Origin of the sequence: Chitinophaga sp. XS-30, from assembly GCF_008086345.1 — a bacterium.
Lineage (GTDB): Bacteria > Bacteroidota > Bacteroidia > Chitinophagales > Chitinophagaceae > Chitinophaga.
The window spans coordinates 3,513,901-3,529,354 of record NZ_CP043006.1; the positions used below are offsets into that span (position 1 = coordinate 3,513,901).

Genomic DNA, 15,454 nt, shown 5'->3' on the forward strand with positions numbered 1-15,454 from the left:
AGATATCAACTCAATATATAGCCCAGCATCGCTAAGCTCAAACATGTTTTGTGCATTCGTTAACGTAATGCGCTAAGGCGGACCTTTTTTGCCCGCTGGCGGAGAAACGCTGTTCGCACCGGTGAGCATTGTTCTCGTGTGCCCATACCATGGCAACAATACTTGCCTGAACTTTTTTTCTTTTTTTATTTCTTCACCATTTAAACAGTTTTTCTATGGAAAAAAGACCATTGAAGAATGTTGATCAAAAAAGCGCCGCTGAGAAGGTTGATCTGAACCTTTTCAAGATTGAGGAACTGGAAGAGAGGTTGGAAATGGCACAGCTGTCAACTTCTGCAGTAGGACCCAACAGCGTTTGCTGGATTGGAGACCCGGGATGTGGTGGTGGCGGTTGAGCCATCCATTACCTAATGATCCTTTAGGTCCGAAGTATATAGAGGGCAAAAGTTCTTTTGTCCTCTATATCATCCTTGCTGCAGCCACAGCACCGCGGTACGGTGTTCCTGTTTTAAAAATTCATTGGAGAATAATGAAAATCATCAGCGCTCATATACCCATTGACAAGAACGATATCTTCGCCATTGAACAACATCTGTACAAGTACCTGGATGACCATGTAGATCTGCCAACCGGCATAAGGTCCACGGTTTTCCCGGATCGTTTTACAGAGGAGAAGATGCACCTGATCATGCCTGTCTTCTTTTTCAAGGCATTTGGCCTGAAGTTCAATTCGTTTGTGCAGGATGTATCGATAGGCGGCTTCTTCTATTTTAAATACCTGTTGTGCCTCGATTTGCTGGCAGACCAGGATTCCCTCATCAACAATAAAAAGCTCTCGCAGGCCACTCTGCTGCAATCGCACATCTATCACGAAGAGGCGATGAAGATACTGGGCAAACTGCTGGGAGGCAATCATGCATTCTGGGCCACCTGGAGCATCAGGACAAAGGAGCTCATGGCCAGCATCATGCAGGACAAACAGTATAATATCAATATGAGCTTTGCGGATTATGAAAAGCTGTGTATCAGAAAGTGCAGCTTTTATAAAGCGGCAGTAGATGTTTTCTATCATAAGGTATCTTCCGGGAAAAATGAAGGTGCGGCGGAGATCTACAGGGACCTGATATCGCTGATCGATCATTTTTCAATAGCCCGGTGCATCCAGGATGATATCGAGGATGTGGTAAAGGACCTGCAGTTTTCCAAGAACAACATATGCCATATCGAGCTGAACAAGTCCCTGAGCGAGCGCGGGCTCTTTTTTTCGATGTGTAATGCGGACAATATACAGAGCTTATGCATCGGTACCGGCACCTTTGAGAAAGCGCTGGACCTGTCCATTGCCTACTACCGGAAGGCGCTCCTGGTCTGTAAGAAGTACAGCAGCAAGCTGGATAAACTGGAAACCCTGCTGAACGGGATGCTGAATACCCTGAGCCTTTACCTGGTGCAGATAAAAGCGTACAGGATCGATAAGATCATCAGGCGCGGCGCCCCGGCAGCGCCTTCCTGCGGCAAATACGATGTGCACAGCGGAAGACAGACGGCCCTGGAGTACATCAGGGACAAACAGTTTGCCGATGGCAGCTGGAATGATGTCATGAACAAGCAGGGCCTGAGCAATGTATGGGCCACGGGCTTCATATCGATCTTCAACGATGAGCCGGCCATGCTGGATGCTGCAGGAAAATTCCTGATCAATAATACCCATAATGGTTTATGGGGATATAATAACGACTGGACGTTCGACTACGATTCCAGCACCTGCTCCCTTATCGCCATCGCCAAGGCCGGGTATGCCCCGCTCAGTTCCGGAGCATTAGGCTTGTGGGCAGGCGGGCAAAATGAAGACGGCGGGTTCAGTACCTATAAGCTCAGCAATACGGAATTTGTGGAGAGGATAGGCCTTAGTCCCGGTAAACTGAAAGGGTGGTGCCAGTCACAGGTGTGCGTCAGTGCGCTGGCGTACTATTTTGCATGCAGGTATGCCAGGGATGAAGCATTTGTGCCCGGGTTGAGGGAATACCTGTTGAAAAATCGATCGGACAACGGGTTATGGCCGTCCTATTGGTGGACCTCCGAAATATATGCCACCTATTTTGTGCTGCAGGGAATGCTTTATGATGATCAGGTGGACATGTCGTATTTTGACAAGGCGGTCTCGCAGCTGGTCAGGCTGCAGAAAACGGATGGCAGCTTTGCCTGCAATTACACCAGGTCCGGCAGCGCTTTTTATACGGCGCTGGTGCTGGACCTTCTCTGCTCGGATACGGTCACCCGCGAAAAATATACGGGAACGGTGGACAAAAGCCTGCAATGGCTGCTTGACAACCAGTTCCAGGACGGCTCTTTTCCCAATACGAACTTCCTTGCGATCCCCAATCCCAACGTGGTAAAGTGGAATTTCAGCCGCACTGCCGGCTCGCTGAACCGCTTTGGGGGCGGCAGTTCCATCACCGGCGAGCAATATTCCTGCTATACGACCGCGGTGGTGCATAGCGCACTGACAAAATACCTTCACCAGGAAAGACAGGTCAATGTATGATGGACGTAAATGCAAATACCGTTCTGACGATCAACCCGCGCTGCCGCTGGTACACTTTCGATGCGAGGAAGAGCTTTATATTCATCAACGATGATAAGGAGAATATCCAGCAACGGTTTTTCGTGGACAACAACGTTGTGAAGATCATCAGCGGCATCAACGGGAACCTGAGCATTTCGGAACTGACCGACTACGTCAATGAAAAATACCTCTGGAACCTGTCCACCGATAACGTGATCACGATCATAAAGGACAACCTGGCCGGGTATAACCTTTTCCAGGGCGAAACGGAGATGAAACGCATCCCGGACCTCTCTTTCTCCAACAAGTACATCAAGCTGAAGCTCCGCATCTTTCCCGCCAGGGTGGCCAGGGCTATTGCCGGCAAGTTCGTTTTCCTGTTTTCCCCGAAAGTATTTTATACCCTTTTGGCCTGTACAGTGCTTTTTAATGTAGCGCTGTTCTTCTCCGAGATCGGGGTATCGCAATTCCCTCAGTTTTCAACCCACGGGATCATATTCCCCTTTTTGCATTTGAACATCATTATCCCTTGTCTTCTCCTGAATTTCTTTTCCCTGTTGCTCCACGAGTTCGGCCATTCATCCGCATCCGAGAAATTCAAGGCAAAATGCGGGGAGATCGGGTTCGGGTTTTACCTGCTGACGCCGGTGCTCTATTCCGATGTTACGGAAATTTGGCGCCTGAAAAAGCAGCAAAGGATCATTGTGGACCTGGCGGGCGTTTACATGCAGTTCCTGTTTATGACCATCTTGTCCGTGATCTATCTTTTTACCTTCCGGCACGTTTACCTGGCGGCATCGTGTTTTATAGGCATAGGGGCGCTGATCAATCTCAACCCGTTCCTGCGGTTCGATGGATACTGGGTGCTGTCTGACATGACGAATATCGTCAACCTGAGAAGCCGGTCCAATTTGCTCGCAAACCAGTTCTATGGAAAGATGATCGGGATCAACAAGAGTTGGCAACCTTCCCCGCTCAATATTTTCCTGACTTCCTACGGCGTAGCGTCCATGGTATTTATTCTCCTCTTCGTGTTTTACATGTTATTCATGAATGCAGATTCGGTGATCAACTTTCCGCTCCGGATCTACAGGATCATCGAAGCGCTGATAAACGGGCAATCCGTATCTATTGAATATCTGTCTTCCAATATCCTGTCCTTCGTGTTTACGGCTATATTCTACTACCTGGCGTTCAAACTGATTGTTAACTTATTTAAAAAGAAGAAAAATGCAGTATAAGCTATCTTCCTACATCGTGTTTTCAGAAAGTTTTTTGGAGCCGGACAAGGTGTTGGTGTATTCTACAAGGACCAATAAGCTGCTTAAGATAGCCAGGGAATTCAGAACGCTGTTGCAGGACAACAGGCTGGAAGATATTCCCGAGGGCGCCATTCAATACCTGGCAGACCAGAAAGTGCTGGTAGCGGATGGGGAACAGGAACTCAGCACGGTCATAGCAGAGAACAGGGCGCATAACGAAGAGAACAGTTCAACGCTGTACGAGGTGATCCAGCCCAGTGCCTGGTGTCAGCTGGGCTGCCATTATTGCGGGCAGGAACATAAGGAAAAGCTGCTGGGTGAATTGGAAATAGACAAGATACTGTCCCGCATTGAAACCAAGCTGGCGGCCGGCAATTGCACCGGGCTGGAGATTGGCTGGTTTGGAGGAGAGCCCTTATCCGGCCTGAGCAGCATGCGGATCATCAATGCCCGGCTGAAAGAGATGACCGCCAGGCTCAATATCAGGTATCAAAGCAAGATCGTTACCAATGGCGTGAACCTGAAGTTCAGCGTTTTTAAGGAACTGATCGAGGATTTCAACGTCAGGCATATGGAGGTGACGCTGGACGGACTGGGTGACTTTCATGACCAGAACAGGGCGCTGAAAACGAAGAAAGGATCATTCCATACCATCTATAATAACCTGTTGAGCATCCTGCTGTCCGATTACTTTGATGTGAACAGGCACAGCATTTCCATCAGGTGCAATGTGAACAAGGATAACTTTTCCGGCATTGAGCCCTTGCTGTATAAACTGAAGGAAGATAACCTGCACGACAAGATCAGGAGCATCTATTTTATGTCCATTTATTCCTGGGCGCAGAACCATGCGGATGTAAGCTCCTACACCAAGGAAGAGTTTGCCTACCTGCGGCTGAAGCTCGAATGCCTGAAGATCATGCTCGGATACCGTTATTCGTTTATCCTTCCCCGGGAGAGAAAATACAATACCTGCATGGCTACGGATGCGCGCTCGGAGATGTACGACCCTTACGGTAATGTTTTTAACTGCACGGAAGTTTCACTGACGGACGTGTATAAGGATACGGCCTATGAAATGGGCAATATCAAATTCCTGGATGCAGACAGCAAGCCGAAACGGATCTTCAGCAACTGGTTTGAGTCGATTGAAAAGAACGCGCATTATCAATGCCATTCCTGCAAGGTTTTCCCGATCTGCGGTGGAGGATGCCCGAAATCATGGATGGAAAAGAATGCGCCCTGCCCGACTTTCCGCAATTCCATTGCCGCGGATATCCGGTTAAAAGAAATCATGTCCCACGCGGGAGAAGAAAACAAAGCGGACCTGGTAGCGTCTTTTGAAAAGGGGCTGAAGTCCTCCGATTTCATTTATAACAACAACTGGTGATATAAAATAGAATATACTATGGATGCTATACAGCACATTATGCCGGAACCTGTTTCTTTTGACAACCCGTTTAAAGATTACAAGAAGATCAGGAGAAAGAAGGATATGCTGAGGGTTTCTCCCACCAAATGGCTGGTGATGGGCTATAATGCTTCATTTGCGGCACTTTGCAGCCCGCATGTATCCCACTGGCAGGATGAAGAGAACAAAGGTGACGGGGGGCAGCTGAAAAATTCGGTCGTGGATATCGCCCGGTTATTTACGCCGGAAACCAATACCCGGTTCCGCGATATTATCATTCAGGCGCTTTCTATGAAGAACCTGATCTGCGATGAAGCAGGCCTTAAGGCAAAAGCGGAAAAGCTGCTGGAAAAGTTCGAGGGGAAGCCGGGTTTCGACTTCATCGGCGAGTATGCGGACCCCTTTACTTTCAAGATCATCTGCGAGGTAATGGGCTTCACCGAAGCAGAAAGCGATGAGCTGTATGTTATCATAAAAGCAAAAGAGCAGCAATACCTGCAATACATTCTGTTCAATGCCCGGAAGGACCGGTCCGCGGAAAATGATACATACCGGGAGCTCATACGGTTTATGGAGAAATTCACGGAAAGGCAGCTGCAGAACAAGGACAACCCTCATTCGCTGATCGCGATGCTGATCACGGAGTCCGCCGCTAATAACGGAGATAAGGCGGTGGACGTGCTTTACCTCTGCTCGATAGTTTTGTTCCTGATCTACACCGGGCATCATAACATGACCAATTTCCTGGGCAATATCATCGTCTTTTTGTCGAAGCATAAAAGCATACTGGACGCCTTAATTGCCGATCCCGGCCTGGTAGACAAATCCATCAATGAGTTTTTGCGGCTGGAGGGGCCTGTTCAGTTTTTAATGGTGCATGCCAAAAGCGATTTTGTGCTGGAGCAGACAGACATTAAATCAGGCGCTGAACTGCTGGTTTGCATAGGCGCATCCAACCGGGACGAAACGGTTTTTGAAAGTCCGGATGAATTCAAGCTGGACAGGGAAATGACCCGGCACCTGAGTTTCGGGTACGGCGCATACCGCTGCATCGGGTCCAAGCTGGCCAATATGGAGATTGCCGCGGCGCTGAAGGCGCTCCTGGAGAAATTTCCCGCTTTCCGCGTAGATAAGAACGGCATCGTCTGGAAGACCGATAACATCGTGGAACGGGGACCGGAAAAACTAATGCTTAAACTTTCGTAGCATGCTGCAGGTAAGACTATCCAGGCTGAATATCTACACACGGCCGTTCCGGGAACGGGGCGATGAGCGGGAGCATGTCATTATTTTTTCCTGCAGGAAGTGCATGGGTGTTAAGCTAAACGTGCATCTCTTTCAAATGATCAAGGCTGAACGCTGGGAGCTGTTGCCGGATGAATTGTTCACGCTGCTGCTGTATTATGAGATAATAGTACATGATGAGCCCGGGGAAATAAAGACGTTTTATGATTTCCGGGCGCTGGTGCTGAAGCACCTGAAGGTAGCGCCGCTCCGCATAGACCATAGCCATGTGTTATCGGCTGAGCCCGCATGGTCCGTGCCGGGGAATGATTCCCCGGAGTTGGCTATTGAGGGGCTGGACGTAGCGCGGAAATTTTATGAAAGATACGGTATTGGCCCGGCGGACCATGCTGTTGTAGTCAGGATAGCAGTGTCTTTGACGGAGGAAAGCGCCCTGCCGTTGCTGCTCGGCCTGTTGAAGCAAGCCGCCGCCAGCGAAGCTGTTGTAGTGAAAAACATCACCGTCCGGCTAAAGGCGGTTTCGCTGATAGATGATAAAACGCTGTTGAACAGCTTTCGGGCGTTTTCCCGGAAAGTTCCCCTGAATTTCACAATGATGGAAGAGGACTATGCAGCATCGGACACATTATACACCCTGCTGCTCAATAATGAAATATGGGGGGACTATTTCTTCGATCTGAGCGAGTACACCACATTTGCTGAGGAGGGGGCGGGCGTTAAAAGGATAGCCCCTGAGGAGGTGCCGGCTTCTTATTCCGATGCCGGCATGCTGCATGTTCCGTTGGCGGTTGCCATGAAGGAAATACAGCAAAGCCTGTTGGTGGTATTGAACGCCTGCCTGGAGAAAATGATCTTCATCAAGTATAAAATATGGCCGGTTTAAAATAGACGAAATGGACTACAGAGACCGATACAAGTGGAATAAAAACAGCTTCATCAGCGATTCCGCGTACCTCAGGATGTACATTGACACGTTGAAGCAGTTCTTTTCCTTGCAGGAAAGGCAAACGATATACGTCATATCGAAATATTTTACAGACGGTGTGGAATATGCCAGGAAGAACCTGGAGGTGGCAAATGCCTGCTTTGAAGCGGGAGAGCGGCTGGTTAGCCGGTTGGACAGCGGTCTGCCCCCCTTGCTGTTTGACTTTATTGCCAATATCTATAACCGCTCCAAATCCTATTATTTTCATAAAGCAGGCGATCATCAGCGCGCAACCCGCCTTGTTGCCGCTGCTATTGAAACCAACGAACGCCTGATCGCATCCGGCCATTTCGATATGCTGCTGTTCGATTCCATTTCCCATTACCATAATTATACGGCCTTGCTGCGGCGGAATAACCAGGCGGAAAAGGCCGGTTCCATACTTGGAATGTTGTCCGCATTCTTGCTGACCGCCCGGCCGAATGCAATTTTCAGTTCGGATAAAGCTGCTGCTATTATGAAAGATACGGCGTTTTATAGCTTGAAATATTCCAATATCCATACTGTGATATTAATGAGCCTGCTGAAGGAAGTGGAACAACGCCGGTTTACCGGCCATTCGGACGGGATGCAGGGCCCGGTAACGGACGCCGTGCGCTCCTGTGTTGCGGATATGGTCGTTCAGACGGATGACGACGACAGGTTAAAGCGATGGTTTGCCTGTTATAGCAATATCAGTTCCGGTAGTATGCCGGCAAGAGAATACAGCAGCGAAGCATTTGACCAATTCCTGAAGAATACGCCGAATATGATCATGGGCCTGCTGGCGGAAAAGATAGGCGCATCCGGGCAATTAACGGCAAACCTTCATCATTTATAAACAGTTTGGTGCCGGTGGGAGATCGCAGAACCGCCGGTGTATTTTCTAAGTGTTAAATTCTTTTTTATGAAATTCGACAAGTTATTTATTATCATTCCTGTGCTCATTGTTGGCGGTGTTTTTGCCGTGCTGATGTCCAACAAAGTGCCTGATCCCAAGGTGGCTTCTACACGGTTCTTTTATGAATTGAAATATAAGCCCAACCTGAGCAGTGATTCCCTGGCGAGCGTTTTGACCGTACTGGACGTTGTGAGCGGCAGCCAGTCTGTTTACAGGGATTATACTGTACTGGCGCAGGATTCCATATTAAAGGCGCAGATGGAGACCATGCGGAAAACAGGCGTTTTCGTGCAAATGGAAAAGCTCATCAAGATGCCGAAGTTCGGATACCGCATTTTAAAGAAATACCCGCTGGCCGCCTCCAACAGCATCCAGTTCATCGACGGGATCGAAAGAAAGCTTTTTGCATACGAGGAGAAACTGAAGTTCGACTGGAAAATACAACCCGACACGGCCACTATTTCCACTTACAAAACACAGAAAGCCACGATGAATTTCGGAGGCAGGACCTGGACGGCCTGGTTTACACCGGATATTCCTTTCCAGGACGGCCCTTACAAGTTCTGCGGGTTGCCCGGTCTGATCGTGAAGTTGCAGGACGGGGAAGAGAATTATTCCTGGACGCTGGTAGGCAACAAGAACATTGAAAACTACACCTTCATTACATATGCGGATCAGCTGTATTACGGTAATAATGTGACGCCTAAGTTAATTTCCAGGAAGCGGTTTATGACCACTTACCAGGAGTATAAAAAGGAGCCTTTTGCCTCTATAAAAGCCCAGTTGACAAAAGAAGAGCTGAATAACAAGATTCCCGGCAGCAATCTTACCCAGGGAGATATGATTGCGTCCCAGGAAAGGGTGATGAAGGAATTCTTCAGCTTTAACAACAATCCGATCGAGAAGAACTGAGCAGCGACCATTTTCCCGTTGCGCATTGCGATGTGTTTGGGCGAATGGCTGCATTTTTTGTATTCACCAATGATCTGTTCATATGAAACAGTGTGTGCTATTTTTGTGTTTACCCTTTTTGCTATTTTCCTGTGAAAGGCCCGAAGCCGGCGGGATCGACTGGGGCAAGCTGGAAAGGAAGTATGCCGCGGAGGAGGATTCCCTGAAGTTGAAGGCAGTGGCTTTCCTGAAAGAGAATACCCCATACGTTGGCAGTGAAACCGTTGAATTCTACAGGAATGATAACAATGAAATTGTTCCGCTCAGGTTTGCAGATTATAAGAACGATACGATACTGAAGGAACACTTGTTTTCCAATAACATCGATTTCCGGCCCCATTACCGCTACGACACTACCATCATGACCACAGCGGATATTGCAGAAACGATCGAAGAAGCATTTGCGGATTGGCGGAAGTATCCCTGGAACAAGCACGTATCCTTCGATCATTTTCTGAACTACCTTTTGCCCTATAAGGTATTTGATGAGTATCCGGGCGCATGGCGGAAGGATGTTAAAGAAAGGTATGCGGAGGACATATCGGAACTGATCCAGAAGTCGCGGCAAGATTCTTTCCGGAACCTGTACATGAAGAGCAATGAACTGTATTATGCGTTCAATTTATATAAGGTAGGGCGCATATTCGACTATACGCCCAGGCCTTCTTTTATGTCGAAAAGCCCCGGGTATGACGAGATCTTGTGTTTCCGGTACGGAGATTGTTATGCCGGCTCTTATCTGAATGTTTACTTCTTACGGGCCATTGGCATACCCGCTACCGTTGATTTCATTCCGCACTGGGGCTGCAAGAACGGTACCCATTCCGCGGAAGTGTTTATAGATGAGACAGGGAAGTTCTCCACGCCTTCCGGAAGGGAGTTGGTCAACTGCGCCAAGGCATTCCGCCTGAATTTCAGGAAACAGGACGTTTGGAAGGATTCCATTGCCCCTTTTGTCGATTCCCCGAAGTTTGTACTAAAGCACCTTCAGCACAACCATTGGTCAGACGTTACCGGCGAGCACACCCGGGTAAAGGATATTGCGCTGCCTGCTGTGCTGAAGGAGCCGTACGGCTATTCCTACGCCTATATCTGTGTGCTGGATTATGGAAAATGGGCTCCGCTCTATTGGGGGAAGGTCACCGCAAAGGATACCGTTACTTTCAGGAATATGGGCTATCCCATGCTTTACCGGGTGGCTATCCAGGATGGTGACAGCTATAAGATCGCCAGCCCGGTCTATATGGTGGACAGTACCGGCAAGGTAAATCATATTGCGCCGGATTTCCGGGCGAAAATTGATGCTTCATTCCAGAAACTGAACACCGGTACGGATTCCTGGGTCGAAAAAGGGGAGGAGTATGACCTGTTTGTGATGAATGGGAACAGTACCTGGCAAGCCGTTGCTTCCGGGATCTGCGCAAAGGATTCGGTGATCAGCTTTTCCGGCATCCCGGGCAAGGGATTGTACAGGCTGGTTAAAAAGGGAGATATGCGGGAATTGTCCAGGCCATTTACGATCAGCAATAAAACGCAGGTATGGTGGTGACGCAGGATAAGACGAAACTTCCCGCTTTGGAGGCGTCATTTCTGGTGATCTGTTGCCTGTTGCTGTTAACGCCTTTGGTGTACACCACCCAAATAGCCATGGGCGTGATGTCTTTCAAGTTCTTCTACCTCTTTTTCCTTACCTGTGCAGGCGCGCTGGTAGCTGTTATGCAGCTGCTGCGCCAGCATCGGGAAAAGGGCGTTTTTTTCTTTAGCAGGCTGGATATCGTTGTATTTGTCTTTATCCTTTACCTGGTCTGCGACATCTTCTGGATCGGGAAACCGGCCAACTTTATCAGTGAACAAAGCGAGAAGATCATCACTTTCCTTTGCGGGGGCAGCGTGTACTTTTCGGTAAGGGTCTTTGCCGGGAACGGTAATGTCAGGCGACAGCTGTATGCCCTGGCAGAGATGACCTTTATGGGCATCGTGCTGTTGGAATGTTTGTTTGCCGTTCTTCAGAAATTTTCTCTTTTACCCGGCTTGAGCGAAGACCCGCGGATCAAAGTATCCGGCACATTCAGTCACCCCGCTATGCTGGGAGGGCTGCTGGCGGTTATTATCCCCTTCCTTTACAGCAGGCTGGAGATCAGGTGGGGCCAGCTCAGCGGCATAAAGGCTTCCGCAGTGGCAGTCATCCTTGCAGGCCTGGCCGCATTGCTGCTTTCGGAATCCCGGGCTGCTTTCCTTGCTGTATTGGCTGGCGTCCTCTACTGTGAGTTCGCGAAAAATGACGTGGCTCCCAGAGCATGGGCTTACCTGAAGGCGCATAAAGCGATATTGGCCGGGGGAGTTGTGGGACTGGCGGCATTTTTATTCGTAGTGATCAACATCCGTACTGTTTCCGTGTTCGGCAGGATGCTGGTTTGGAAGATCTGCCGGCCCATGGTCGCAGATGCGCCGGTATTCGGGCACGGCCTGGGTACTTTCCGGGAAATTTACCCGGCATACCAGATGAACTATTTCTCCGACCCGGCGAATGCCGGTGATAAACGCCTTGCGGACTTTGTGCTGTATGCCTATAATGAATTCCTGCAGATCTGGATAGAGACGGGTATTGTTGGTCTGGGGTTGTTTGTTTTAATGATCGTGCTCAGCGTTTTTGCCCGCCAGTCCAAAAGTGCGTTCAGCGCGGAAGAAAGGGGCGTTGGGGCTGCTATACTGGCCTTGATGGTCTTTAGCCTCTTTTCTTACCCGTTTTCTTTAAGCTATATGGTCCTGTATTTTTTCTTCTTTCTGGCCGTTTCGGGCGCCTGGGCAGGGGATCGCGGGAGGAAAGCCGGCATTCCCGCCAAAGCCGCCATCGCACTGGTTGCCATCCTGCCCTTCTTTTTTGCCCGGCCGGTAGTGCTGAAATTGGCCGCTTACCGCCAGCTGGCTGTAGCTGAAGGCAAAACGGATATAGCCGCCAGCGGCCAAATCATGGGGGAACTGTATGATGTGCTTTGGAACGACAGGCCATATCTCAGCCAGTATGCGGGCTTGTTGAATGAAGCGAACAATCAGGAACTGGGATTAAAATTACTGTTGAAGAAAAAGGGGCTTACCTACCTGGACTACCTCCTGGCAGGCGATATGTACTCAAACCTGGAAAGACCGGATTCCGCCATCATATACTATGAAAAGGCGCACCTGCTGTTGCCCAACCGGGACCAGCCGCTGCAGCGGATCACTAGCGAAAGGTCGCTCCGGCAGCGATTCAATCCTTAGATGTAATGTTGAACATGAAGCATATATTGCCGATAGCGTTTTTATTATTTTTTAATGCTGCCTTTTCGCAAAGCGTCATAAAAGGAAAAGTGACGGGGCCGGACGGGGAGGGGATTGCCAATGTCAATGTTATTGTAGGCGATACCCTGTCGGCAGCCATCATCACCTTCGCGATGACCGATGTGAACGGCGCCTATTCGATGAGGCTGAACACCACATTGCAGGGGCTTTATATCAGGACGAGGGCATTTAATTTCAAAGATGAACGGCGGAGTATCAGGAATGAAAGCCAGACTATAGATTTCGTTCTGTCAAAACAGGTATCGTTGCTGAAGGAGGTGGTCGTACAGTCGCAGATCATTACAAAATCCGGCGATACCATCTCCTACAATATCAGTGCTTTTGCGAATCAGAAAGATCGGGTGCTGGCGGATGTGCTGAAAAGGCTGCCGGGCATTAAGGTACAGTCAGACGGAACGGTTTTCTACAACGGGGAAGCCGTCAACAAGTTCTATGTAAATGGGAAAGATCTCATGGAAGGCCGCTACGGCATTATTAATAACTCATTGCCCATATCAGCAGTCGGCAATGTGGAAGTGCTGGAGAATCACCAGCCGATCAGCATCCTCCGCGATAAGGTGCCCGGTGAAAAAGCGGCTATCAATGTTAAGCTGAAGAGCAATATAACGTACACCGGAGAAGGAAGGGTAGGGGTCGGATATTCGCCGTTCCTGTGGAATATACAACTTACGCCCATGTTCCTGGCGCAGAAGAAACAGTGGTTGCTGAGCTATAAGACCAACAACAACGGGGAAAGCGTGGAAAGCGAGGATAATATCCTGGCTTTTGGCGATCGTTATGAAGGGATCGTGAAGAACGCGGATCCCATCAGGTTCCTGTCCGTTGAAAATGCCGCCGTGCCCAACATATCCCCGGAAAAATACCTGATGAACAATGTGCATATGGCGTCCGGCAACCTGGTCACCTCCATCGGGAAGGAGTGGGAGGTGAAGGCCAATGTGAGCTTCATCAATAACAAAACCGACCGTACATCCGCCTCGGAAGAATCATTTTACCAGTCGAATATCGGGGGGCTGAAACTGTCCAAACAAATTACGAACCATTATTATAATAATTCCCTGAAAGGCAGCTTCACGATCACCAAAAACTCGAAAAAGACCTTTTTCAAGAATGTTTCCTCCTACCGGATGTTCTGGAATGATGACAGTGCATTGGTGCACCGCACCCTGTCCGGGCAGCGCCTGACGGCAACCGAGAACCTGAGCTCGCCTACCGGCAGTTTCCAGAATTCGTTGAGCGCCATTCTGCCCCTGGGCAAGAAGCTGATAAACGTGCAGTCGTTTGTGAGCTACCAGACAGACCGGCAAACACTGGATGTTTATCCCAGGGAATATTTGCAGTTTTATTATCCTGACAAGTCCATCATTGATTTCGGGGATACGGTGCTGCGGATGTCCCAGGGATACAGGATGGAATCGTTTGATCTGAGCAAATCCGCCAGCATCAAGTTTGCAAGGGAACACTGGACCCTTTCCGCAGATGCAGGCATTGATTTTTCGCGCAAGGACCTGTCTTCCCGCTTGTCCGGCCGGGGTGATAAAGATGTGGCAACATATTACGGAGACGCGTTCAGGAATGAACTGCAGTTCAACAATCTGTGCAGCTACCTGGCATCCGGCCTGAATTTCAGGAACCAGAGGTGGATCGTGTCAATGCATCTGCCCCTGAAATTATATCATATTTCCGCCCGCGATCGCGTCAGGGATTTGCGTTCGCACGAAAACCGGTTTGTCCTGGAGCCGAGGGTCTATGCGCAGCGGGAGTTTTTCTCCTACTGGAAAGGTGTACTCATTGCCGGTGTTACTACAAGATTTTCTCCCATAAACGAGCTGTACGATGGGTATATCCTGACTTCTCCCGCCACGCTGTCTGTCATGAACAGCAAAAACCTGATGAACCGGAATATTTCAAAATATGTGAACCCGATACTGGAATTCAGGAACCCGCTCAGCAATTTTTTCTTCAACTTCCGGTATAACTACACTATCGAGAACAGGAACCAGATGCCGGGTATCTATACCACCGGAAATTCCAATACGGTGGCGAATATCATAAAGGACAACAATGCAGTGTCAAGCAAATTTACCGGCGGCGCGGGGAAGTTCTTCACAAAGCTCAAAAGTAATATTTCGCTGGATATCAGCCATGGTGTGAGCAGGTCTGATATGCTGTTCAACGATTCGGTCATTCATAACCGGAACAGCAATGAAACGCTGGAATTCAGGTTCAACAACAAACGCTTCAAATGGGCCAGCCTGGATTATACTTTTTCCCTGTCACAAAGCCGGCAGCACAGTTCCGGCAGCGCTGATGCCGCCAGGGCAAAATACCTGGTGCAAAAGCTGGACATGATGTTCTACCCGCTCAATAGCCATTCGGTAGGCGTCGAATGGAACCAGTTTCATGCAAAATTAGGCGGGAATGCCTATAACAATCTTTTTTACGACCTGAAATACCAGTATAACTGGATAAAGAAAAAGATTGAATTCGAGTTAAAGTGGGTGAATATTTCCAATAACAAGTTGGTGGAACAGGTGATCCTGGGCCCGGTCAGCACCACGCTGAACAGGATGGAGATCAGGCCGGGGTATGTCATGGTGACCGTTAAATTCAATTTTAAATAGGTTTCTTTTCAAGTAGTATTGTAAATGCTGTGTATTTCCGGCCATTGGCAGGATTACGATTATTGCCGGGACCTCTCATAGTAAATTTCCCATAAATGAAAATTCGGAATATCCTACAGTTTAGGATATTGATTTAGATAAACCGTGTAATAACCCGCCACAAATCAGCGATAAATTTGCGTACTGCCATG

At 48.9% G+C, this 15,454-nt stretch carries 11 protein-coding genes; all 11 read left to right on the top strand.

Annotated elements, in window-relative coordinates:
• The first annotated feature begins 215 nt into the window (after nt 1-215).
• Entirely contained in the window at nt 216-395 is a 180-nt protein-coding gene (locus FW415_RS14430; RefSeq protein WP_148386225.1) for a hypothetical protein, read from the top strand.
• 134 nt (nt 396-529) lie between these two features.
• Nucleotides 530-2,545 carry a hypothetical protein gene (locus FW415_RS14435; protein ID WP_168208827.1) on the top strand — a complete coding sequence of 672 codons (2,016 nt, stop codon included), beginning with the start codon at nt 530-532 and terminating at the stop codon, nt 2,543-2,545.
• Nucleotides 2,542-3,807, top strand: coding sequence for a hypothetical protein (locus FW415_RS14440; RefSeq protein ID WP_148386230.1), 1,266 nt, complete (start codon nt 2,542-2,544; stop codon nt 3,805-3,807). The genes FW415_RS14435 and FW415_RS14440 overlap by 4 nt, the downstream gene beginning before the upstream one ends.
• Nucleotides 3,797-5,218 (top strand): radical SAM/SPASM domain-containing protein, encoded by a 1,422-nt coding sequence (locus FW415_RS14445; RefSeq protein ID WP_148386232.1) that lies wholly within the window; start codon nt 3,797-3,799, stop codon nt 5,216-5,218. Before FW415_RS14440 ends, FW415_RS14445 begins: the two co-directional genes overlap by 11 nt.
• An 18-nt stretch (nt 5,219-5,236) precedes the next feature.
• Nucleotides 5,237-6,445, top strand: a complete 1,209-nt coding sequence (locus FW415_RS14450) for a cytochrome P450 (RefSeq protein WP_148386235.1) — start codon at nt 5,237-5,239, stop codon at nt 6,443-6,445.
• Nucleotide 6,446: 1 nt separating this feature from the next.
• Nucleotides 6,447-7,367, top strand: coding sequence for a hypothetical protein (locus FW415_RS14455; protein WP_148386237.1), 921 nt, complete (start codon nt 6,447-6,449; stop codon nt 7,365-7,367).
• Nucleotides 7,368-7,377: 10 nt separating this feature from the next.
• Nucleotides 7,378-8,289, top strand: coding sequence for a hypothetical protein (locus FW415_RS14460; protein ID WP_148386239.1), 912 nt, complete (start codon nt 7,378-7,380; stop codon nt 8,287-8,289).
• Nucleotides 8,290-8,355: 66 nt separating this feature from the next.
• Nucleotides 8,356-9,261, top strand: coding sequence for a GLPGLI family protein (locus tag FW415_RS14465; protein WP_148386241.1), 906 nt, complete (start codon nt 8,356-8,358; stop codon nt 9,259-9,261).
• A gap of 118 nt (nt 9,262-9,379) precedes the next feature.
• Nucleotides 9,380-10,849, top strand: a complete 1,470-nt coding sequence (locus tag FW415_RS14470) for a hypothetical protein (RefSeq protein WP_148386244.1) — start codon at nt 9,380-9,382, stop codon at nt 10,847-10,849.
• A complete protein-coding gene (locus FW415_RS14475) occupies nt 10,840-12,558 on the top strand; it encodes an O-antigen ligase (RefSeq protein WP_148386246.1) in 1,719 nt (572 codons plus the stop codon). The genes FW415_RS14470 and FW415_RS14475 overlap by 10 nt, the downstream gene beginning before the upstream one ends.
• A 14-nt stretch (nt 12,559-12,572) precedes the next feature.
• Complete coding sequence (locus FW415_RS14480; protein WP_148386248.1) at nt 12,573-15,263, top strand: carboxypeptidase-like regulatory domain-containing protein; 2,691 nt, start codon at nt 12,573-12,575, stop codon at nt 15,261-15,263.
• Nucleotides 15,264-15,454 lie beyond the last annotated feature (191 nt).